This window comes from Psychroflexus gondwanensis ACAM 44 (genome assembly GCF_000355905.1).
Lineage (GTDB): Bacteria > Bacteroidota > Bacteroidia > Flavobacteriales > Flavobacteriaceae > Psychroflexus > Psychroflexus gondwanensis.
Window position 1 is genome coordinate 1 of sequence record NZ_APLF01000015.1, and the last position, 21888, is coordinate 21888.

Annotated in this window: 22 protein-coding genes; 12 read left to right on the plus strand and 10 right to left on the minus strand. The window is 35.4% G+C overall.

Going from position 1 to position 21888, the window contains the following annotated elements; translation table 11 throughout:
* Positions 1-22 precede the first annotated feature (22 nt).
* From PGOND44_RS12220 to PGOND44_RS12235, 4 genes are read right to left on the minus strand one after another with little or no spacing between them, the layout of a single operon-like run.
* A complete protein-coding gene (locus PGOND44_RS12220; protein ID WP_003442794.1) occupies positions 23-1438 on the minus strand; it encodes an efflux transporter outer membrane subunit in 1416 nt (471 codons plus the stop codon).
* Positions 1439-1441: 3 nt separating this feature from the next.
* A complete protein-coding gene (locus PGOND44_RS12225) occupies positions 1442-4600 on the minus strand; it encodes an efflux RND transporter permease subunit (RefSeq protein ID WP_003442795.1) in 3159 nt (1052 codons plus the stop codon).
* Between the two features lie 5 nt (positions 4601-4605).
* Positions 4606-5724, minus strand: a complete 1119-nt coding sequence (locus PGOND44_RS12230) for an efflux RND transporter periplasmic adaptor subunit (RefSeq protein WP_003442796.1) — start codon at positions 5722-5724, stop codon at positions 4606-4608.
* Positions 5714-6211, minus strand: coding sequence for a GbsR/MarR family transcriptional regulator (locus tag PGOND44_RS12235; protein WP_003442798.1), 498 nt, complete (start codon positions 6209-6211; stop codon positions 5714-5716). Before PGOND44_RS12235 ends, PGOND44_RS12230 begins: the two co-directional genes overlap by 11 nt.
* Before the next feature lie 461 nt (positions 6212-6672).
* Here PGOND44_RS12235 and PGOND44_RS12240 point away from each other — a divergent pair, with 461 nt between their 5' ends.
* The 3 genes from PGOND44_RS12240 to PGOND44_RS12250 all read left to right on the plus strand — a co-directional run bounded on the left by PGOND44_RS12240 (position 6673) and on the right by PGOND44_RS12250 (position 8554).
* Positions 6673-7269: a fasciclin domain-containing protein gene (locus tag PGOND44_RS12240; protein WP_003442801.1), complete on the plus strand. Its 597-nt coding sequence runs from the start codon at positions 6673-6675 to the stop codon at positions 7267-7269.
* A gap of 450 nt (positions 7270-7719) precedes the next feature.
* Positions 7720-8157, plus strand: coding sequence for an NUDIX domain-containing protein (locus PGOND44_RS12245; RefSeq protein WP_003442804.1), 438 nt, complete (start codon positions 7720-7722; stop codon positions 8155-8157).
* A gap of 4 nt (positions 8158-8161) precedes the next feature.
* A complete protein-coding gene (locus PGOND44_RS12250) occupies positions 8162-8554 on the plus strand; it encodes an acyl-CoA thioesterase (RefSeq protein WP_003442807.1) in 393 nt (130 codons plus the stop codon).
* 1 nt (position 8555) lies between these two features.
* On the opposite strand, the gene PGOND44_RS12255 is transcribed toward PGOND44_RS12250, so the two are convergent.
* A complete protein-coding gene (locus tag PGOND44_RS12255; RefSeq protein WP_003442810.1) occupies positions 8556-8852 on the minus strand; it encodes a DUF3817 domain-containing protein in 297 nt (98 codons plus the stop codon).
* An 88-nt stretch (positions 8853-8940) separates the two neighbouring features.
* On the opposite strand from PGOND44_RS12255, the gene galE reads away from it, so the two are divergent.
* The 4 genes from galE to PGOND44_RS12275 are packed head-to-tail and all read left to right on the plus strand — an operon-like array spanning position 8941 to position 13509.
* Positions 8941-9960: a UDP-glucose 4-epimerase GalE gene (gene galE / locus PGOND44_RS12260; RefSeq protein WP_003442813.1), complete on the plus strand. Its 1020-nt coding sequence runs from the start codon at positions 8941-8943 to the stop codon at positions 9958-9960.
* Positions 9961-9988: 28 nt separating this feature from the next.
* Positions 9989-11494 (plus strand): NAD(P)H-hydrate dehydratase, encoded by a 1506-nt coding sequence (locus PGOND44_RS12265; RefSeq protein WP_003442816.1) that lies wholly within the window; start codon positions 9989-9991, stop codon positions 11492-11494.
* 50 nt (positions 11495-11544) lie between these two features.
* Entirely contained in the window at positions 11545-13035 is a 1491-nt protein-coding gene (gene hutH / locus PGOND44_RS12270) for a histidine ammonia-lyase (protein WP_003442819.1), read from the plus strand.
* A gap of 51 nt (positions 13036-13086) precedes the next feature.
* Positions 13087-13509 carry a hypothetical protein gene (locus PGOND44_RS12275; RefSeq protein ID WP_003442822.1) on the plus strand — a complete coding sequence of 141 codons (423 nt, stop codon included), beginning with the start codon at positions 13087-13089 and terminating at the stop codon, positions 13507-13509.
* A gap of 71 nt (positions 13510-13580) precedes the next feature.
* On the opposite strand, the gene PGOND44_RS12280 is transcribed toward PGOND44_RS12275, so the two are convergent.
* From PGOND44_RS12280 to recF, 5 genes are all read right to left on the minus strand, one after another.
* On the minus strand, positions 13581-14384 hold the full coding sequence (locus PGOND44_RS12280) for a hypothetical protein (RefSeq protein WP_003442825.1): 804 nt from the start codon (positions 14382-14384) through the stop codon (positions 13581-13583).
* Between the two features lie 80 nt (positions 14385-14464).
* A complete protein-coding gene (locus PGOND44_RS12285; protein WP_003442828.1) occupies positions 14465-15679 on the minus strand; it encodes a bifunctional alpha/beta hydrolase/OsmC family protein in 1215 nt (404 codons plus the stop codon).
* A 5-nt stretch (positions 15680-15684) separates the two neighbouring features.
* Positions 15685-15984 (minus strand): DUF721 domain-containing protein, encoded by a 300-nt coding sequence (locus PGOND44_RS12290; protein WP_190311258.1) that lies wholly within the window; start codon positions 15982-15984, stop codon positions 15685-15687.
* A complete protein-coding gene (locus PGOND44_RS12295; RefSeq protein WP_003442834.1) occupies positions 15974-16339 on the minus strand; it encodes a hypothetical protein in 366 nt (121 codons plus the stop codon). The genes PGOND44_RS12290 and PGOND44_RS12295 overlap by 11 nt, the downstream gene beginning before the upstream one ends.
* Before the next feature lie 52 nt (positions 16340-16391).
* The gene (gene recF, locus PGOND44_RS12300) at positions 16392-17486 is read right to left on the minus strand and encodes a DNA replication/repair protein RecF (protein ID WP_003442837.1); all 1095 of its coding nucleotides are present in this window, start codon (positions 17484-17486) and stop codon (positions 16392-16394) included.
* Between the two features lie 144 nt (positions 17487-17630).
* Between recF and PGOND44_RS12305 the strand changes: the two genes are divergently transcribed.
* The 5 genes from PGOND44_RS12305 (at position 17631) to PGOND44_RS12325 (ending at position 21888) form a co-directional block, all read left to right on the plus strand.
* Positions 17631-18398, plus strand: a complete 768-nt coding sequence (locus tag PGOND44_RS12305) for a tetratricopeptide repeat protein (protein WP_003442840.1) — start codon at positions 17631-17633, stop codon at positions 18396-18398.
* A gap of 1 nt (position 18399) precedes the next feature.
* A complete protein-coding gene (gene ribH, locus PGOND44_RS12310) occupies positions 18400-18906 on the plus strand; it encodes a 6,7-dimethyl-8-ribityllumazine synthase (protein WP_003442851.1) in 507 nt (168 codons plus the stop codon).
* A gap of 84 nt (positions 18907-18990) precedes the next feature.
* Positions 18991-19284 (plus strand): hypothetical protein, encoded by a 294-nt coding sequence (locus PGOND44_RS15915; protein ID WP_003442857.1) that lies wholly within the window; start codon positions 18991-18993, stop codon positions 19282-19284.
* 3 nt (positions 19285-19287) lie between these two features.
* Entirely contained in the window at positions 19288-21135 is a 1848-nt protein-coding gene (gene mutL / locus PGOND44_RS12320) for a DNA mismatch repair endonuclease MutL (RefSeq protein WP_003442860.1), read from the plus strand.
* Positions 21136-21888, plus strand: coding sequence for a rhomboid family intramembrane serine protease (locus PGOND44_RS12325; protein WP_003442861.1), 753 nt, complete (start codon positions 21136-21138; stop codon positions 21886-21888).

The following is a 21888-nucleotide window of genomic DNA, read 5'->3' on the forward strand; positions in this document are numbered from 1 at the left end:
CCGAGCTTTTAGCTCGGTTTTTTTATGAATGGAATGTCAAGATTATTCCCAGCCCCCCCCCTAAACTTCTATAAAGTTCAACTACTGCACTAAATTTATCAAACTTAATTTGTACAACTTCTAGTTGTGTATTTAGTGCATTTTCTTGAGCATTTAAGACTTCAAGATAGTTGGCCAAGCCACTGTTCAGTAATTCTTTAGAATCATCTAAGGCGCTTTGATAGGCTTCATATTCCTTAGATTTTATTTCAATTCTCTCGGTTGCATTTTCAAAATTGAGCATAGCATCAGATACTTCCCTACTGGCAGTGAGTAGTGTTCTTTCAAAGCTCAACAAAGCTTGTTCTTTTTGACTTAGAGCAACCTCATATTCGGTTTTGATTTGTCGTCTATTAAAAATAGGTTGAGTAAGACCTCCAACTAGCGTAAGAAATAAAGAATTGGTAGAGATGAAATCTGAAATATCCAAACTTTGAAAACCTCCAGTGGCTGAAATAGTAATGGAGGGATAGAACTTACTTTTGGCAACATTGGTCAGTTCGAAAGCATTGATCAGTTGGTATTCTGCTGCGATGACATCAGGTCTGTTTTCCAATAAATCTGAAGCTACACCAGTTGTCAATTCTTGATCGATTTCTTGAGTTGAAAACTCACTTCTTTTAAAGTCCTGAGGAGATTGACCTTTTAATATTGACAATGTATTTTCCAAGAGTTTGATTTCGTTTTTCAAATCAAGTAAAAGTGCCTTGGCTGCATAAAATTGAGCTTCAGTTTGCTTTACAGCAACAGAGGTAAGGTTTCCAGCTTTTTTTAAGGCTATAGAGGTTTCTAAACTTCTTTGTCTACTCTGTACTGTTTCCTCTGTAATTTTAACTTGCTCATCCAAAGCTAATATCTGATAATATCCAGAAGCTATTCTAGCAATAAGATCTGTTTTAACAACTTTATGAGCTGCCTGAGATTGCATGTAGCTGGCTTGAGCTGCTCTTTTATTACTGCGTATTTTACCCCAAACATCAGCTTCCCAGGATAAACTAGAGCTTAACTCATATTGATCCAACGAGGAGAAGAAACCCCCAAATTGTGAGTTGGGAGATAACTCTTGATGGGTAAATGATCCATTGATATTTACTGTTGGATAATAACCTGCTTTACCTTGCTTATAGTAAGAATTCGCAGCATTTATTTGTTGTAAGGCAATCCGTATATCTTGGTTATTTTCTAAAGCCTCTTCAATATGATTCTGAAGAACTGTATCTGTAAACATTTCTTTCCAGCTTACTTTAGAAATAGATAGCGTATCACTTTCTAACTGGTCTGTTCTATACTTTATAGGGTCGATCTCTTCTTCTGGTCTTTCGTAATCTTTAGCTACAAAACAGGACTGGACTGTAGCCAAGCAACAAATAACAAGTATGGATTTAATAATATATTTCATAATCTATTTAGAGTCTTTAGAATTAAGTTGATTTTGTTCTGCTCGAGCTCGGCTCGATGGACTTACTTTTTCTTGTAACCATTGGAAAATCACAAAAAGGACAGGGATAACAAATACACCTATCACCGTCCCAACAAGTAATCCGCCCGCTGCTCCAGTTCCAATAGAATTATTTCCTTTGGCTCCAACTCCAGTTGCTAAGACCAAGGGCAATAGCCCGAGAATAAATGCAAAAGAGGTCATTAAAATTGGTCGGAGTCTCACCTTGGCACCATCTAGCGCTGCATCATAAATGCTCATCCCTTCTTTTCGACGTTGAATAGCAAATTCTACTATTAAAATGGCATTTTTTGCCAAGAGGCCTACAAGCATGATGAGGGCAATCTGGAAATAAATATTATTTTCGAGTCCTGATAGGTTAGTCGTCCAGAAGGCTCCAGCTACTCCTACAGGTAGAGACAGAATGACGGCAAAGGGGAGCATATAACTTTCATACTGAGCTGCTAAGAAAAAGTAGACGAAAAGTATACTTAAAGCGAAAATCACAATGGATTGCCCACTTGCAGCAATTTCTTCTCTAGTAATCCCAGAAAAAGCAATATCATAATTGGTCCCCAATTGCTCATCGGCCGTTTTTTGAATGGCCTGGATAGCATCTCCAGAACTAAACCCCGGTGCCGAAGCTCCATTAATGGTTACCGCATTATATAAGTTAAACCTGTTGACGACCTGTGGACCGTAAATTCTCTCTAAGCTTACAAATTCAGAAATGGGTGCTTGTTCACCAGAAGGAAGTCTAACATAAATACTGTTTAAACTCCCTTCATCTTCTCGATCTTCTGGAAGAGATTGTACAAAAACCCGGTACTGTTTTCCGAATCTTGAAAAGTTAGATACATAGAATCCGCCAACAAAAGATTGCATGGTTATAAGGACATCGTTAACACTAAGACCACTTGTTTTTATCTTTGGAACATCGAGTTCTAAATTGTATTGAGGAAATTTTGAGCTAAAAGAACTATTAGCAAAGGCAATGGAGTTCTCTCTAAACAAACCTCCCACAAATTTTTGAGCCGTATTATCTAGGTCGGTGAAAGACCCTGCAGATTTATCTATAAGTTGCATTTCAAATCCGTCTGCAGCACCGTAGCCTGGAACACTTGGCGGGGTAAAGAATTGGATATTTGCATCTGTAATTCCTGAGGTGGCCTGGTTCAATTGACCTATAATGGCATTAATTTGTGTGGCATCTGTTGTTCTCTTTTCCCAATTATCGAGGATAATAAAGCCTTGAGCATAAGAACTTCCAGCTCCTGAGAAAAAGTTTCTTCCTGTAATTAATGAGGCTGTTCTTATACCTTCAATATCCTGTATTTTTTCATATAAGGTTTCAGTAGCTTCAAATGTTCTATCTAAAGATGCACCTACGGGTAATTCCATATTCATAAATACCACACCTCTGTCTTCGGAAGGTACAAATCCTTTAGGAGTAAGAGAATTAGCAAAATAAATGGCAACAACTGCAACAATAAGAATAAGAACAGTAATCCATTTTTGTCTTACTAAAAATTTTAAGGAATGTACATATTTCCCTAAAAGGGCATTAAATCCAGAATTAAATGCATTATAAAATCGTTGAAGCAAACTAGGCTTATCCTTTTGTTCTTTAGGCGGTTTTAAGAAAAGGGCACACAAGGCTGGACTTAGCGTTAATGCATTGACTGCAGAAATCGCAATTGCAACAATAAGGGTGACTCCAAATTGCTCGTAAAATACTCCAGCAGGTCCTTTTATAAAGGTAATTGGAATAAATACCGCAGCCATCACTAGGGTAATTGATATAATGGCTCCGCTTATTTCACTCATGGCTGAAATGGAAGCTTCTTTTGCATCTTTCGCGCCTCCTTCTAGCTTGGCGTGTACTGCCTCAACTACAACAATGGCATCATCTACTACAATACCAATGGCGAGTAAGAGGGCAAATAAAGTAAGCAGATTTATAGAGTACCCAAATAAATTCAGAAAGAAAAATGTACCTATAATAGAAACAGGAACAGCAATCGCGGGGATTAATGTTGATTTGAGGTCTTGAAGAAAAATAAAAACAACCAAGAAAACCAATAAAAAGGCTTCAATTAAAGTTTCCTGAACTTTAGAAATAGAGGCTGTTAAAAATTCATTGGTATCGTAATTGACAAGATATTCCACTCCTTCGGGAAAATTTTGCTCAAGTTCATCCATCTTATCGTAAATATTTTCGATAATTTCTTGGGCATTGGAACCTGGAGTTTGAAAAATTCCAAAATTGACCCCTGGGTATCCTTTACTTCGGGATAATGAATTATAAGAGAACGCATCCAATTCAACTTTGGCCACATCTTTTAATCTTAAAAACTGGTTGTTATCGAAGGTTTTTAAAATGATGTCCCCATATTGGTCAGAGGTTTTAAGTCTCCCCTTATAAGTGATTACATATTGAAAAGCTTTTCCTACATTTTGTGCTATGGAACCAGCTGCTGCTTCTTGACTTTGTTCTCTTATAGCGGTTATAACTTCAGAAGCGTTAAGATTATAATTGGCCATTTTATCTGGATCTAGCCATACTCTCATCGAGTAATTCTTACCTCCAAATACAGAAACGTTAGCAACACCATTTATCCTTTGCAATTCTGGCTTAATATTGATGTTCAAATAATTTTGAACATACGTATCGGAATAGTCTTCATTAGTTGAATACATAGCTGCGTAAAGCAGAGCTGAATTTTGTTGTTTTTCTGTAACTACCCCAGTTCTAATGACTTCATCTGGTAAAATGGCATTTGCACGTGAGACCCTATTTTGAACATTTACAGCAGCTATATCAGCATCATAGCCTTGCTCAAAGAAAACGGTTATAGTTGCACTACCATTATTACTAGCAGAAGAGGTGATATAGGTCATTCCTTCTACACCATTTATTTGTTCCTCAATAGGAATTATAACACTTTCAAGAATTGTTTCTGCATTAGCTCCCGGAAAGCTAGTGGTGACTTGTACCGTTGGCGGGGCAATATCTGGATATTGCGTGACAGGTAACTGTTGTATTCCCAAAATACCTAGCATCACAATAATTAAGGATACTACTGTAGATAAGACGGGTCTTTCTATGAATTTTTTAAGCATAATTTTTATTTAAAAACTTTGTCAAATGAGTTTACAATAGAATCCATCTTTGATGATTCTGGTATTATTTTATCACCGTTTTTTATTTTATTGACACCACTGCCAACAACCATTTGTCCTTTTTCTATACCTGAAGTCACAACGAAATAGGGGTCTGCTCTTACCACATCTAGTGCTTTTTCTATAACCGTAGAGTCGGACTCTTGAAACTTGTATATAAATACTTTTCCTTGACGTGAAAATGTAGATACTCTAGGCACCACTACCGCATCTTTAAGGTAATTTGGAATTATTATCGTACCCGATAATCCATCCTTTAAAATTGATTTTGGATTATCGAATGTAGCTCTAAATCTTACTGTACCGGTTTCTCTATTTACTTGACTTGAGATGCTAGTAATATTTCCTTTAATCTCATATTCTCTTTCATTAGGCAATTTCAAAGTGATTTCTGGAAATGATGATTCTAAATCCTTGTCAGATCCAGGCTCTAAGTCTAGAGTAGATACCATGTTTAAATAATCTTTTTCATTCACAGAGAAATACGCAAAAACTTTGTTGGTCTTTACCACTTTTGTCAAGGGTTGCATGTCACTTGGTTTAATAAGTGCACCATCTCTATAATTTATGGTTCCTACATAACCATCTACAGGACTTTTGATATTAGCATAACTTATGTTTGCTGAAATACTCTGGAGATCGCTTTTTGCTAACTCTAAACCTGCTTTCGCAGTCTCCATTTGTCTTTTACTTACTATTTCTTTTTCTACAAGAGGCTTTAATTTATCAACCTCTATTTGTGCAGCATTTACTCTAGACCTTGCTGCTGAAGCATCGCCACTAAGGCTTCTTGTCTCTAGTTTAAAAAGTATTTGGTCTTTTTTTACAGCAGCTCCTTCTTCTACAAGAACATCTGTAATATAACCAGCCACTTTCGCTCTTATGTCACTACTTATAATTCCTTCTAATTGAGTAGGATACTCTGTGAATGTACTTATATCCTTGGTCTCAACTTCCATAATAGGGAGTTGAGGAGGAGGAGGTGCTTGTTGTTGCCCTTTTTGTTGGCAAGAACTCACTACGATGGCTACTAATATTGAAATGATAGTTAACTTATTCTTCATGTGTCTTAATGTTATTGCTTATTTGTGATAATTTATAGATGGTTTGTTTTAAATTTTCTTTTTCGTTTAATAGATGGCTTTTAAAAATATTGGCGAGTTCTCCATCAAAGCCTTGATCTTTCTTAAAATCGATAATTTTGGATAGTATGTTGGTTTCCTTTTGAATTTTTTGTTGATGTATCTCTAGCGTTTTCTTAAAATAATCTTCTTTAGTCTTAAAATAGCGCTTTCTTTTTTTGTCTTTGTAAATGAACTCAACTCGATCCTCATTTATTAAAAAATTAATTTGATTGGATACTGAGCTTTTGCTGGCTTTAGTAATCGTAAGAATTTCGTCAAATGTCAGGCATTCTGATTCTGAGAGTATTAGAACAGAATAAATCTTACTGGCAAGGGGAGGCATATGGTGTTCCTCTTCAAAATGAGTACTTAATTCTATTGAAAGTTTTCCATTAAACTTATAAATTGAGCTTGAATTTTCAATCATTGCACAAAGCTAAAATTAGTTCGGCTACAAGCGAACAAGCTTAAGATAAATTATTGTTAATTCCCCATTCTTTATAAATTCATTAAGACATTTCAATTGTTTAATCTATTTGCATGACTCAATATAATGCTTTAGCCTTCACAAATAATGCTTAGACTTTTAATCCCATTATTTAATATAAAAACTAAACCATTAAAAAATATTGGTTTTCGTTAAGTGGTCTTATAAAAATAACCATATTATTAATATAGTGTGTCAATGCAAATTGAAAGTGAAAGATGCTCCATAATACTTATAAGTAATTTTCAATTCGTTGATTTATTTTGACAAATTAAATAGGGTGTTATAGTCAATGATATGTTAGCTAATAATGGCTAAATAGAATTAACAAAAAATTATAGTGTGAAGTAGTATTGTTTAAGGTTTTTGAAATATTTTTGAACAAACCAAAACAAAAGAACATGAATAAATTAATTTTAAGTTTAAGTGTAATTGCTATGATTGCATTTACGTCTTGTAAGAACAACGAAACTAAGGATGAAGCAGCAGCAGAGCAAGAAGAAGCTGTGGTTGAAACTGAAACATCTACTGAAAATGCAATGGATGAGCAGCAAACTATTGTAGAAATTGCAGTTGGTAATGAAAACTTTAGTACGTTAGTTGCTGCTTTAAAAGCGGCAGATTTAGTAGAAACTTTAAGTAGTGAAGGACCATTTACCGTTTTTGCACCTACTAACGATGCTTTTGGAAAATTACCAGAAGGAACAGTACCTACTTTAGTTGAGCCAGAGAATAAAGAAATGTTAACTGGAATTTTGACTTATCACGTAGTTTCTGGAGAATTTATGGCGGCTGATGTTGTAAACGCTATTAATGACAATGGTGGAAGTTTTACAATTCCAACAGTACAAGGTGAAGAATTAATTGCAACTCTAGAAGGTGAAAGTTTAATTTTAACAGATGCTAATGGTAATAAATCTACTGTTGTATTAGCTGATGTTGATGCTTCTAATGGTGTGATTCACGCTGTAAGTTCTGTTTTGATGCCTAAGTCATAACACAAAAACATTATTTGTAATTCCAAACCCCTCAGTAATGAGGGGTTTTTTAATGCTAAACGCTAAGATTAAAAGATTTTGGAAACAGTTTTAATGGTTTTGGACAAATAGAAGTCTTATTTTAGTGTTGTCTGAGATCAAACCTTCAAAGGGATGTTATTACTTGGAGCTGATCTCACTCATAAGGTAATTTTATTGAAGTTATGGAATTGTCTAAGTCATTGGACCAAGAGTGCTATCGCCATTCAGACTTAACATTTTAAAGGTAGATTGAATGTATCTTATGTTCATTTTCAACATGAGAACTTAATTCCTTTGCAAGGTTTTCAATAAACTTATAAATTGCACTTGACATCATAATTATGTTGCAATAAAAATCTGTTTGTTTACAAACGAGCGAGTTTTAGATAAACTAATGTCAATTTTATATTATACATATTTCAAAAAGACATGTCCATATCTCAATCTATTTCAGTAACGACAGATGCTGTGCTTTTCACCTTAAGGAAGTCGGAGATTTATGTTTTACTCATTCAAAGAAAAAATTCTCCATTTAAAAATCATTGGGCACTGCCTGGCGGATTTGTAGAGGATAACGAAAGAGTAAAAACTGCATGTCAACGCGAATTGAAAGAAGAAACGGGTTTATCAATACCAATAAGTACTTTTGTATTTATCGATTATTTTGATAATCCTAAAAGAGATCCTAGGGGTAGAACTCTTTCTTTTGTTTTTGGAGTAATTTTAGAAAAACCTTTGAGAGTAAAAGGGAGTGACGATGCCAACAAAGCTGAGTGGATAAATCTCAAAAAAATATCTAATTTAGCTTTCGATCATTTTGAGATTATTCAAAAAGCAAAACACAAACTTTTAGATCATAAAATTTAAGCCTATGCGATTTCATACCAGAAAGTGGATAAAACCTGAAGACCTCAACCCAAATGGAACTCTATTTGGCGGAAAACTTTTAGCCTGGATAGATGAAGAGGCTGCTTTATATTCTATCATTCAATTGGAAAACCAGAATACAGTTACCAAGTACATGAGCGAAATTGATTTTAAAAGCTCTGCGACACAAGGCGATATTGTGGAAATAGGTATTGAAGTGGTGAAATTTGGAAGCGCATCTCTCACTCTTAGATGTGAGGTTAGGAATAAGATGACTAGGCAAACCATTATAAAAATTGATAAAATCGTAATGGTCAGTCTAGATGAGGAGGGAAATACAAAACCCCATGGAAAAACCAAAGTTGAATTTGTAAAAGACAGATTAGGGGATAGTTAGTTTAGGATTTTGGAAGATACTTACGTTCTACAACAAAAGGTCCAAAGGGTAAAATTGAGCTTAGGAATACAATAAAAAGCGTCTTTACAGACCAGTTAAGTTTTTCATACATCCAGTAACCGCCAATTAAATAAAGGATAAATAATAAACCATGAGCCATACCAACTACCCTCACGTATTCTGGCATTTCCCAGATATATTTTAGAGGCATGGCTATGAATAAGAGCACTAAAAAGGAAATGGCTTCTAAGGTGCTTACCCATCTAAAAATTTGAATGCTGTGATCATCTGTGGTCATAACTATTTTTTTTGCAAAAATAATAGTTTCAAAATCCTTAGGCTCGAATTTTTCGTAATTTGCCGTTCAATTTTAATAAAATTAACTAATGAAAATTCTAGTAACTGGTGGATTGGGTTTTATAGGTTCACATACTGTTGTAGCCCTTCAGAAGAAAGGTTACGACGTTATAGTCATAGATAATTTATCCAACTCTTCCTTGAAAGTTATAGAAGGAATTACCAATATCACTTCAGCAACACCAGATTTTCATAAACTGGATCTAAGAGATAAATTAGATGTCAATGAGTTTTTTAAATCTCATCAAGATATTAGTGGTGTTATTCATTTTGCGGCTTCTAAAGCAGTAGGGGAGAGCGTTGAAAATCCTCTTTTATATTATGAAAATAATTTAGCAGCGCTTACGTATTTGTTGCAAAACATTATAAAACTTCCCCAGCAAAATATTATTTTTAGTTCTTCTTGTACCGTTTATGGTGAAGCAGAGCAACTACCAATTTCTGAAGATGCTTCCATTAAACCAGCTATTTCACCTTACGGAAACACTAAACAAATCGGGGAGGAAATTATTTTAGATACGTGTAAAGCCTTTAGTAAACTCAAAGCGATTTCCTTGAGGTATTTTAACCCTATAGGAGCTCATCCTTCAGCAGAAATAGGCGAATTACCTCTGGGAACCCCTCAAAACCTTGTTCCTTACATCACTCAGACAGCTATAGGCAGGCGAGATCATTTATCTGTTTTTGGTGATGACTATCCCACAACTGATGGAACATGCATAAGAGATTATATTCATGTGATGGACCTTGCTGAAGCTCACGTGGTTGCTTTAGAACGATTGATGTCCTCAAAAACCGATACTAATTTTGAAGTCTTTAATCTTGGAACGGGCATAGGCTCCTCTGTGCTTGAAGTCGTTAATGCTTTTGAAAGCGCTTCTGGAGAAAAGTTGAACTATTCCATAGTAGATAGACGCGCTGGAGATGTTGTTGCCGCTTATGCCGATACAGAAAAAGCAAATAAAATACTGGGATGGAAAGCTAAACGATCACTTGAGCAGGCCTTAAAAGATGCTTGGACTTGGGAAAAGAGTCTGACTGAAAAATAAATAGTATTTTTATGATATAAATTAGGCTATGAAGATTTTAGATGCTTCCCAATTGGCAGAACTGGACCAATTTAGTATTGATCGACAAAACATAAGCTCATGGGATTTGATGGAACGTGCTTCAAAATTAGCTTATCTGCGTTTAAAATCAATTTTACCTACATCCCCTTATAAAGTTTATATTCTAGTGGGTCCAGGAAACAATGGTGGTGATGGCCTAGCTATTGCGAATTTTATGACTTTAGAGGGAGTGGATGTTGAAGTTATTTTAGTCAATTATACAGAAACCCGTTCAGAAGATAATCAGAGTAATCTAGATCGATTGAAGGCCGCTAAGGTTAAAATTATAGACTTTAATAAAGCTAGCCAATTATTTAAAATTACTTCCGAAGATGTTGTTATAGATGCGATTTTTGGTGTTGGTTTAAACCGGTCAATGCCCGATTTTGTTCAAGATTTAATTCAGTATATCAATTCAGTGTCGCCCTTGTCTATCTCTATAGATGTTCCTAGTGGGATGTTTTTGGATAGAATTCCCTCAGCAAACGAGCAGGTCTTTCAATCTGACTATACCTATACATTCCAAACCCCAAAATTATCGCTCTTTCTACCTGATTATGCAAATTCGGTAGGGCATCTAGACATAATCGATATTGGCCTTGACAAAGAGTTTTTAAATTCTTTATCCTCCGACCTGACTTATGTAGATTTAGAATCTGCTAAAAAACGCTATCGCTTTAGGTCTAGATTTTCTCATAAAGGAACCTATGGCCACGCCGTTTTGGTAGGAGGGAGCCAACTTATGTTGGGCAGTATTATTTTGGCAGCAAAATCATGTATGCGATCTGGCGTTGGAAAGACAAGTGTTATGATGCCTAATAAGGCTCATTTAACGATGATTCAACATCAACCAGAAGTCATGTTAATTGATAACTCTTCATCACACTTCATTTCTTATCACTCTTTAGAGTTTGAACCTAATTCCGTTGGTATTGGAGTTGGAATAGGAACCTCAACCGAAGCTTTTGATGCTTTAAAAAGTTGGTTGGTAAATTCAAAATCACCTCTGGTTATAGACGCAGATGCCTTAAATTTAATAGCTAAGCATGAAAGCTTGCTGGATTTCATTCCGAAGAAATCTATCCTCACTCCACATCCAGGAGAGTTGAAACGATTGATAGGCGCATGGAAAGATGACTTTGATAAACTTAAAAAAATCAAATCTTTTTCTAAGAAATTAGACGTCATTATATTAGCCAAAGAGGCTTATAGTCTCTGTGTTTATAAAGATCAAATTTATGTAAATTCTACAGGTAATTCTGGGATGGCGACAGCAGGAAGTGGCGATGTTCTCACAGGGTTGATCACAGGACTGTTAGCTCAAAAGTATTCAAGTATGGACCCCGCAATTTTAGGAATGTTCCTCCATGGTCTTGCTGGAGATTTAGCATTGAAATGGATGTCTGAGGAAAGTTTAATAGCTTCAGACTTGATAGACCAACTTGGTCACTCTTTCTTAAAGCTTAAAGACTAAACAAGGCTTAAATTCTAATAAATGTTATCTTTGAAATTAAAGATAATATCATGCGGAATACTCACTATATCGATACTTGCGTTTTAAGTTTTTCTCAAATTGAAACTATTATTCAGAATAAGTACAAATTGGCCTTAAGTGAAGAAGCTGTATCCAAAATTAATAAAGCTCGTCACTATCTCAACACTAAACAAAAAGAAAATAAAGCTCCAATCTATGGAGTAAACACAGGGTTTGGATCGCTTTGCAACATCAAAATAGATGATGATAAGCTAACGTCTTTACAAGAAAATCTGGTCATGTCTCACGCCTGCGGAACTGGTGAAAGAGTAAAGGATGAAATAATACATTTGATGCTGCTTCTTAAGATACAATCTTTGAGTTACGGATATTCGGGTGTAACTATTGACCTTGTTCAGCGGCTTATAGATTTTTTTAATGAAGGTGTTTATCCCCTTATCTATGAGCAAGGATCCCTTGGGGCCTCAGGCGACTTAGCTCCTCTGGCTCATATTTCATTGCCATTGATTGGAAAAGGTGAAGTTTCTATAAATGGTAAAGTCTTGGCTTCTTCTAAACTAGAACACCATTTCGGCTGGAAACCTTTAGTTCTTCAATCTAAAGAGGGTTTGGCTTTGCTTAATGGGACTCAATTTATGAGTGCTCATCTTCTGTATAATATTTTGAAAACGAATAAATTACTCAAGTGGGCAGATACTATTGCTGCAATTTCTATAGATGCCTTCGACTGTAATATGTCACCATATGACGATTTGGTACACCAGTTGAGACCTCATAAAGGACAAATAGAAACGGCGAGTAACATTCGTAGGATTTTAAAGGATAGTGAAATCGCCAAAAATTATAAGCAAAACGTGCAGGATCCGTACTCATTTCGTTGTGTACCACAAGTCCACGGTGCTAGCCGAGATGCGCTTCGCTATGTTGAACGAACTCTTTTAACCGAAATTAATAGTGTAACAGACAATCCTAATGTTTTTGTAGAGGACGATAAAATTATTTCTGGAGGTAATTTTCACGGTCAACCCATGGCAATATCTGCTGATGTTATGGCTATAGCTATGAGTGAAATTGGTAATATTTCAGAAAGGCGTATTTATCAATTGGTTTCTGGTCAAAGAGGCTTACCTACTTTCCTGGTAAACTCTCCTGGGCTCAATAGTGGTTTTATGATTCCACAATATACAGCGGCAAGCATTGCTAGCCAGAACAAGCAATTATGCACACCTGCAAGTGTAGATTCTATTGTTTCATCAAATGGCCAAGAAGATCACGTAAGTATGGGAGCAAATGCTGTGACCAAACTTTCAAGAGTGGTGGATAATGTAGAACGTATTTTGGCGATAGAATTGTTTAATGCTTCACAAGCTATGCATTTTAGGGCACCTTTGCCTAGTTCTCCTTTCGTAATGGAGTTGTTATCAGATTTCAGGGGCAAAGTGCCCATCGTTAAAGAAGATAAAATTATGTCTACCGAAATTCAAGAAGCTATACTTTTTTTAAGAAATCATAAAATATAAGCTAAGCACTAGATAAACCTTAAATTTGCATTGAATTTTAAACTAAATTTTATGCAAAGTAAATTATTACTTTCACTAGCAGCTATTCTTCTACTTGTTGTTTCGTCTTGCGCTACAAAAGTAAATTTTCCAGTTTCAAAAGTTGCACCTGGAGCAGACGTAAGTGCTAAAGTAAAAGGAGATGCTAACGGAAACTTTAAAATCGATCTTAAAGTTGAAAACTTAACCTCACCGGATCGTTTAAATCCTCCAAAGGAAATGTATGTGGTTTGGATTGAAACAGCACGAGGAACTAAGAACTTAGGACAACTCAACATGTCTAGCGGAATGTTCTCAGCAACAAGGAAGGGCTCTTTGAGTACTACCTCAGCTTTTGAACCCAAACGGATATTGATTACAGCCGAAAATGTATCTACTAATAATCAACCGAGTACTCAGGTGATTATTGAGTCCGAAATTTTTAATCAAGATTAAGAAAAAGTGCCAATAAAAAATAGCCACGCTGTTTAGCGTGGCTATTTTACTATATTAGAATTGAAAGTCTTTTACTTTTCTAAAGTAAAGGTTCGAGTAACAGCATTGAATGGACCTGGAATAGGATCTAAGTTTTCATCAATTAATATCAATTGAATTCTATTTTCACCTAAAGGTAAACCTTTAATAACTTGTGGTTTCCATTCTGTAACATAAAATTCTTCTCCGTTAATTATGGCTTTTACCCTGTTACCATCTGGACTTATTTCAGTTCCGACTATAAAGAAGTCTAAAAGTACCTCTTTAGTATCCTCTCCAGAGTAAGTGCCCTTAGGTCTGCTATAAAACATATGTTCAGCAGAAAAATCAATATCCATTTGTTGATCTTCTGAAGGGTTACCAGCTCTTATTTTTTTAACAATAAAAGAGGTTGGATTTTTTACAGCCTCGTGGTAGGATCTTGACAAAAAGGCTAATAATACGTGATCACCTTCTTTTATATCTTTACTGAACTCACTTTCGTAATGGGCAGAATATGGTCCATTATCAAGGATAAAATGAATATGTTGTCCTTTACCAGAATTTGCTAATCCATTTTTGCCTGCATTAGCAGTTTGAGCACCTAACTCGTAATTTTCTACTGCAAAATTAAAATCTACAGATCCTGCAGGTACTTCTATAACATCTCCGCCTGGGTGAGTTAGCGTAGCTTCAGAATACTCTGGAGACCCCATTAAAGGTGTTAAAGTTACAGTTGTATCTGTGACTTCAACAGTTTCCATATCTTCTTTTTTATCGTCTTTGTTCTTAGTTTCGTTACAACCAACAAGCACGAGAAGACTTAGGGTTAATGTTAACAAACTTATCTTTTTCATGATTATTATTTTTAAATTCAGTGTAAATGTACAGTTTAAAGCAAAGCCACTCTAAATTAGGGATTACCTTAACAAAAGTTTTACGATATAAGTTCAGAAGATATTTGAAGGTCAGAGTGTAACGTCTTATGAATTGGGCATTTATCTCCAATTTCAACCAATCGCTTTATCTGGGATTCATCCAAATTTCCAAAAATTTCAATTTTCTTGGTTAAAACATCTTGTTGGATGGTATTTCCGTCTTTCTGCTCTACTTTCTTTTTCTCGTGGTCGACGTGAACTTTAACTTCCTGTAAATCCCATTTTTTATGTTTTGCATAAACATGTAATGTCATTGCAGTACATTCAGCAAGTGCAGCGGTTAAGAAGTCGTAAGGGGAAGGGCCATAGTTATTACCGCCATAGTCAATAGGTTCATCTCCAATGGAACCAAAGTCACCAATTTTTAAATGCGTGGTAAATTTATCTTTCAACTTTAAAGTGGCAGAAGATTGACTGTGAGATTTTAAAGCTGGGTTGTCTTCTTCCTGAAGATTTAAATAGGCTGTCGCCCAACTTCCTATCAAATTACCTATATAACTAGCATCAATACTATCGTTTAAAATAAGATGATCTGCTTGATCAAGACTTATAAAACTTTTAGGATGATATGCCCATTTGTAGAGTTCTTCCGCATTTTTAATGCTTACAATTTTATCTAAGGGAGAATGCATCACCAACAACGGCTTTTTCAAATCGCTTAAGAAATCTTCAGTATCGTTAGCCTTAATGTCTTCTAAAAATTGCTTTTTAATTGTAAAATCTCTACCGCCTATATTCACTAACGCTTCATTGTTCTTTTCAATTTCCTCAACACTGCTTTTAATTAAATTTTCAACGTGAGAGGGTTGTGATGGACTTGCTATAGTGACTATAGCTTTAATATTTTGGAGTTTTTTAGCCGCAAATAGAGCCGCAGTTCCACCTAAAGAGTGACCTATCAAAAGCGAAGGGACAGTATAATTTTCTTCTAGAAATTGAGAAGCTTGGATCAAATCTTCTACGTCGTGAGAAAAATTGGTATTGGCAAAGTCTCCTTCACTCTGTCCTAAGCCAGTGAAGTCGAAGCTTAAAACACCAATCCCCAAATTTGTAAGAGCTAATGAGATTTGTTTTATCACTTTCAGGTTTTTCCCACAGGTAAAACAGTGCGCAAAAATAGCATAAGCCTTAGGATCCTGTGTTTTTGGTAAAATTAAATGGCCTTGGAGCTCTTCTCCTTTATTATTTTTAAAAGTAACTTTCTGAGACTTCATATTATTTATCTTAAAATTAATTTTTGAATAAGTTCTCTCCCTAAACTTTCATTCAACCGTTTAATAATTTTAGCTTTTCCGTAGCTTAATTCTTCTCTTAGGGTAGAAGACGATAAATGAACCGTAAGGATGTTGTTCTTAAAACGAATAGTGTCTGTATAATTTTTTATGGCTGGACCTAGTTCGTTCATCCAAGCTTTTTCAACGTCCACCTTATCCAATCCGGGATTCAATTTGTGTTTTTGTTTAAAAATGTCCATTAAATCTTTCATAGACTGTTCTTCTCTAGCTCTTTTATTCTTCATCATCAAGATTAATTTTTGAATTTTCATGCCGCTTATAGGTATAGATGAAATCCTCATCATTTTTCACTACAAACTTATTTTTTTCAATACTCAATAGTGTCTCAGTCCAGGTGTTGTATTGATTTTCGTAAATCAAGACTAAACTATCACCTGCGTCGTGAATTGTAAAGTTTTCACGATTTTGCGAGGATTGATAATTGCCTAGTAAACTCGGTTGCATTTTTTTTCTAAATCCCAAAGTGTCTTCTACTTGGATGTAATCTACCATTTGATTTATCTTATAAGATTTTGTTTCATAGGGGGTTTCGGCCTTTTCAATTTCCCAAAAACCATTGAGATAATGGACGTCTTCCAAGGAGGGTTTTGTGTTGCAAGATAGGAGACAACAAAAGCATACTATTAATAAACTAAATTTCATATTCAAGATTTATCATTTTATAGTGATTGGTATTCTTTTTTACGACCTCCTCAGTTCTTTCAGGGTGGGTGTCACTTATACACATCTGTCCAAGTTCTGCATCGGTGACCATTTTTACTATTTTAGAAACACGATCTTCATCCAATTTATCGAATATATCATCTAACAGCAAAATCGGTTTTACGCCATAATGAGATTTTAAAAAATCATACTGAGCAAACTTTAAAGCGATAAGATAAGATTTTTGCTGACCTTGAGACCCAAATTTCTTGACAGAATGGGATTTAATTTTAAAAATCAAATCATCTTTATGGGTTCCAAAATTCGAAAATTGCCGTTGTAAATCTATTTTTAACCCAGACTTAAGTACATCTCTAAAAGACTCTCCTTTGTTGAACTGACTCTTATAGGTTAAACTGATGTCTTCTCTAGAATTGCTAATTTCCTGATACCTTTTCTCTAGGATAGGCTTAAATTTATGGATGAATTGTTGTCGTTTTTCGAAAATGATTTCGCCAAATTCAATGATTTGGTCATCGTAAACTTCCAAACTGGTTTCATCAAACGTTCTATTGGCAGCAAAATATTTGAGCAGTGCATTTCTCTGGGATACAATTTTGTTGTACTTCAGTAGAGTGTTTAGGTATAATTTGTCGCCTTGAGCAATGACACCATCCATAAATTTTCTTCGGGTTTCGCTTCCCTCAAGAATAAGATCGCGATCTGTTGGGGATATGATCACCAAAGGAATAGTACCTATATGATCACTTATTTTTTCATATTCCTTTCCATTGCGCTTTATTAATTTCCCCTGGCCTTTTTTGAAAGAAGTGATAATTCTCTCTTCCTTCTCTCCATTCAAAAATTCTCCTTCAAGCATAAAAAACTCTTCTTCATGCTTAATGTTTTGGCTTGTTACTGGGTTGAAGTAACTTTTCCCAAAGGCTAAATGATAAATAGCGTCTAAAACATTTGTTTTGCCAATGCCATTTTTACCGACAAAGCAATTGATTTTAGAATCAAATTCTAATGTCAATTGCTCGAAATTTTTATAGTTGATAAGAGATAATTTTTTGATAATCATAAGATCAAGTCAAGTTCTAACCGCTTTAATTTGTTGTAAATTTCCTTTTGAATTCACTAAATGCCCAGATGTAAAAATATCAAATAAATAGTGTATTCTATATGGATAAAAATTATATTTTTGCCACCTGAACTAAACACAATTATGGCAACTTATAGAAAAAGAGGTTACAAACCAAAGAATAAGGCTGAACGCGAAAATCAGATCGAAAGTGAATCGACAACTGCTGAAGTATTTAATACTTTAGATGAAGGCGCTAGTAGTACTGAAGAGTTTTTATCCAAATACCAAAAACCAATCTTTGGGATAATAATAACTGTAGCTGTAGTGATATTAGCCATTATTGGGTACCAGAAATTTATTCAAGATCCCAATGAAGTAGAAGCTGCAAATGAGATGAATCAAGCTCAGCAATTTTTCGATTCTGCAATTGAAGCTTCAGGAGCAGAACAAGATTCTCTGTTTACTAGATCTTTAAAAGGGGGTAACGGTAAATTTGGATTTGAAGATATTTCTTCTAATTATAGCGGGACTAAAGCCGGAGAGCTATCCAATTACTACGCAGGGATCTCTCATCTTAATATTGGCAATTATCAAGAGGCCATTGAATATCTAGACAAATTTAAGGCTGAAGATGAAATTTTGACGCCTCTTGCTAAGGGCTCTATTGGTGACGCGTTCTTGCAACTAGACCAACCAGAAGAGGCATTAGATTATTTTGTTGCTGCAGCAAACCTTCGCACCAACGACTTCACAACTCCTAAGTTTTTGATGAAAGCTGCGGTCACCGCCATTAGCCTTAAAGATGGTGAAAAAGCAGGAAAATACCTTAACCGTATCAAGGATGAATATCCAAACTCTGTTGAAGCTAAAAATGCTGATATTTATCTAGGACAAGCAGAAGCTCTCTAATATGGCAACTTCAGAAAAAAATCTTTCTGTTTACAATAAGGAATCCTTACCAAACTGCAAGGACATGAAAATTGGCTTTGTGGTATCGGAGTGGAACGAAGATATTACTCAAAATCTTTTTCAAGGGGGATTTGATGCCCTTTTAGATGTTGGAGTTCTCAAAGAAAACATCGTGAGATGGAATGTTCCTGGTAGTTTTGAACTTCCTTATGGTTGTAAAAAAATGCAGGAAAGTTTTGATATGCTCGATGCTATTGTTGCTGTGGGAAACGTAATCCAGGGAGAAACCAAGCACTTTGATTTTGTTTGCCAAGGATTGACCCAAGGGATTATGGATTTGAATCTGAAAAGCGACATTCCCGTCATTTTTTGTGTATTGACAGACAATACGAGAGCTCAATCTGAAGCTCGATCTGGAGGAGTTCATGGCAATAAAGGTGCTGAAGCCGCTATTGCCGCTATCAAAATGGCTCAACTGAGAAAAGATGCTAAATTTTATAAAATTTAGCGGTTTTACTTTTCACTTAAATTAAGTTTTTTAAGTCTTAAGAATTCATTGATTTTCTTTAATTTTGGTGTCTTAGAAAAAAACATGTTTAAACTTAAGTCACTCAAATTAAGAAAAAATTCAAGGTATAATTATACCCCGCGGTATTACAAGGGTAAAGATACGGGTAATCCTTATAAGTTTGATTCAAAGTTTTCCAAATACAAAGAGACCCACAATTCTATAGACTTTGGTTCTCATTGGGCTGAAGCTCGAGAGAACTCGAGGAATAGAGGAAACAGAGGGGTAAATCGAACCGTGATTTTGATAGCCTTAATCCTTACATTCATTTTTTTGTGGATCATAGATTTTGATCTGTCAATTTTTTCTTCCCAGTAATCCATGAGCAATATTATCCAGTTATTACCAGACCATGTTGCGAATCAAATCGCAGCAGGAGAAGTGGTACAACGTCCAGCATCGGTTGTTAAAGAACTTATGGAAAACGCTGTAGATGCTAATGCTACTTCAGTGTCTTTAATCATTAAAGAAGGGGGGAAAACACTCATACAAGTTGTAGACAATGGTTTGGGAATGACAGATACTGATGCCCGGTTATCGTTCGAACGTCACGCCACCTCCAAAATTAAAGCGGCAGAGGATTTATTCCATCTTCATACCAAAGGCTTTAGGGGAGAAGCTTTAGCTTCAATCGCAGCAGTTGCCCATGTGGATATGAAAACCAAAACAGGAGACGAAGAGGTTGGAACGCATCTTATGATTGAAGGTAGCCATATTACTCAGCAGGAACCTTGTGTGACCCCAACAGGAACATCTATTTCCGTCAAAAATCTTTTTTTTAATATTCCTGCGCGACGTAACTTTTTAAAATCTGAAAGCGTAGAACATAAACACGTCATCGACGAATTTCAAAGGGTTGCACTAGTCCATCCTTCCGTTGCTTTTAAATTTATTCATAACGATAGTGAATTATTTAATTTACCGGCAGCAAATTTTAGACAGCGTATCGTTGGAGTGATGGGGTCTAAAATGAATGAAAAATTAGTTCCAGTTAAAGAAGAAACCGATTTAATTCAACTTTCTGGTTTTGTAGGCAAGCCCGAGTTTGCGAAGAAATCGCGTGGAGAACAGTTTTTCTTTGTCAATGATAGATTTATAAAGCATCCTTATTTACACCATGCGGTCTCTAGCGCTTTTGAAGGTTTATTAAAAGATAAGGCTTATCCGTCCTATTTCCTTTATCTGCAGGTAAATCCAGAGTCCATAGATATAAATATTCATCCTACAAAAACAGAAGTCAAATTTGATAATGAGCATGCTATTTATTCAATTTTGAGAAGTAGTGTGAAGCATAGTCTTGGTCAATTCAATGTGTCGCCGGTCTTGGACTTCAATAAGGATGCAAGTATGGAAACAGACTACGATCAACATAAGTCTGGAGCTAAAATTCCTTCGGTGGTGGTCGATCGGAATTTTAATCCTTTTGAAGCTGAACATAAATTTAGCTCAACATTTAAGTCACCATCTTCAAAACACAACACGCCCAATTCTAGTTGGGAAGCACTTTACACCAATCTTGAAGGACAGAATGATGATTTATTAAATATCGAGGTAGAAAGCGAACAAGTTTTCAGCTCATTGTTTCAAGGAGAACACACTCAGCATAAATCGTCTGGGACGTTCCAATTTCAAAGGAAATATATCATTACCTCCACAAAGTCAGAAATGCTTATTATAGATCAACACAGAGCTCATTTCAGAATTTTATACGAAGAGCTTCTTAGAAACATTACAGCTAAGCCTGCCTTAAGTCAGCAGTTGTTATTTCCATTAAAACTTCAACTGGACACCAACGAGATAAGGGTTTTTAAAACCTTAAAAGAGTCCTTGATCAATGCAGGGTTTTCAATTTCGGAACTCGGAGAAGACTTTGTGAAAATCAATGGAATTCCTAATCGTTTACCCGAGAGCGAAACTTCGATTTTACTAGATCAACTCTTGTCCGACTTCGAAAGTGATATTCCAGATTCCGGATTTGATCAAACCGATAGGTTAGCCAAATCCTTGGCGCAAAGCATGGCTATAAAAAATGGAGCGGTCTTGCATAATGAAGAACAAACAGAACTTGTAAATCTGTTATTTTCTTGCAAAGAACCTATGCTAACTCCTTTAAATCGCTTAGTTTTCGTGAAACAATCAGCATCAGACTTCGATAAAAAATTTATGTAAATGGGAAGGATTACCGACACTGTAAAAGTCTTATTAATAGCTAATATTTTATTTTTCTTTGGAGCCAATTATTTAGGTGACTATGCCTATAAAATTTTCGCACTTTGGTTTCCCGAGAATCCAAATTTTGGAATTTGGCAGATCATCACGCATATGTTTATGCATGGCAGTTTTTCTCATATTCTTTTTAATATGTTTGCTCTGTATATGTTCGGAAGTTTATTGGAGGAGTACTTAGGCCAGGGTAAATTTATTTTTATTTATTTTTCAGCAGGACTAGGAGCAGCAGGTCTTCAGATATTATTTAGTTATATTGGATTTAATGAAGCTTACCAAGCCTATATTGAAGCAAATGTAAGTCCAGATGAGATTTCTAAAATGTTTGAAAGCGTGAGGGCGACAGGAGAATATAGAGTATATCCGTCTATACCAAAAGAGGTCAGCAATCAGCTTTTTAGTAATTATCTGACTCCCATGGTTGGTGCTTCCGGAGCTATTTTTGGAATTTTAGCAGCTTTTGCTGTCGTTTATCCTAACTTACCTTTATTTATAATATTTGTCCCTATTCCTATTAAGGCTAAATATTTAATAGGTGGATATTTTTTAATGAATTTGTTTTCTGCTGTTACAGGTGTTACCTTGCTAGGCCCATCCAATACTGCTTATTGGGCACATATTGGAGGTGCGGTTATCGGGTTTATTACCATGTGGTACTGGAAAAAGAATTCATTTAATGCTAATAGATGGAACTAA

Coding starts and splice junctions, on each gene's coding strand:
- PGOND44_RS12220 (WP_003442794.1), bottom strand. CDS start 1,438: ATGAAATATATTATTAAATCCATACTTGTTATTTGTTGCTTGGCTACA.
- PGOND44_RS12225 (WP_003442795.1), bottom strand. CDS start 4,600: ATGCTTAAAAAATTCATAGAAAGACCCGTCTTATCTACAGTAGTATCC.
- PGOND44_RS12230 (WP_003442796.1), bottom strand. CDS start 5,724: ATGAAGAATAAGTTAACTATCATTTCAATATTAGTAGCCATCGTAGTG.
- PGOND44_RS12235 (WP_003442798.1), bottom strand. CDS start 6,211: ATGATTGAAAATTCAAGCTCAATTTATAAGTTTAATGGAAAACTTTCA.
- PGOND44_RS12240 (WP_003442801.1), top strand. CDS start 6,673: ATGAATAAATTAATTTTAAGTTTAAGTGTAATTGCTATGATTGCATTT.
- PGOND44_RS12245 (WP_003442804.1), top strand. CDS start 7,720: ATGTCCATATCTCAATCTATTTCAGTAACGACAGATGCTGTGCTTTTC.
- PGOND44_RS12250 (WP_003442807.1), top strand. CDS start 8,162: ATGCGATTTCATACCAGAAAGTGGATAAAACCTGAAGACCTCAACCCA.
- PGOND44_RS12255 (WP_003442810.1), bottom strand. CDS start 8,852: ATGACCACAGATGATCACAGCATTCAAATTTTTAGATGGGTAAGCACC.
- galE (WP_003442813.1), top strand. CDS start 8,941: ATGAAAATTCTAGTAACTGGTGGATTGGGTTTTATAGGTTCACATACT.
- PGOND44_RS12265 (WP_003442816.1), top strand. CDS start 9,989: ATGAAGATTTTAGATGCTTCCCAATTGGCAGAACTGGACCAATTTAGT.
- hutH (WP_003442819.1), top strand. CDS start 11,545: ATGCGGAATACTCACTATATCGATACTTGCGTTTTAAGTTTTTCTCAA.
- PGOND44_RS12275 (WP_003442822.1), top strand. CDS start 13,087: ATGCAAAGTAAATTATTACTTTCACTAGCAGCTATTCTTCTACTTGTT.
- PGOND44_RS12280 (WP_003442825.1), bottom strand. CDS start 14,384: ATGAAAAAGATAAGTTTGTTAACATTAACCCTAAGTCTTCTCGTGCTT.
- PGOND44_RS12285 (WP_003442828.1), bottom strand. CDS start 15,679: ATGAAGTCTCAGAAAGTTACTTTTAAAAATAATAAAGGAGAAGAGCTC.
- PGOND44_RS12290 (WP_190311258.1), bottom strand. CDS start 15,984: ATGAAGAATAAAAGAGCTAGAGAAGAACAGTCTATGAAAGATTTAATG.
- recF (WP_003442837.1), bottom strand. CDS start 17,486: ATGATTATCAAAAAATTATCTCTTATCAACTATAAAAATTTCGAGCAA.
- PGOND44_RS12305 (WP_003442840.1), top strand. CDS start 17,631: ATGGCAACTTATAGAAAAAGAGGTTACAAACCAAAGAATAAGGCTGAA.
- ribH (WP_003442851.1), top strand. CDS start 18,400: ATGGCAACTTCAGAAAAAAATCTTTCTGTTTACAATAAGGAATCCTTA.
- PGOND44_RS15915 (WP_003442857.1), top strand. CDS start 18,991: ATGTTTAAACTTAAGTCACTCAAATTAAGAAAAAATTCAAGGTATAAT.
- mutL (WP_003442860.1), top strand. CDS start 19,288: ATGAGCAATATTATCCAGTTATTACCAGACCATGTTGCGAATCAAATC.
- PGOND44_RS12325 (WP_003442861.1), top strand. CDS start 21,136: ATGGGAAGGATTACCGACACTGTAAAAGTCTTATTAATAGCTAATATT.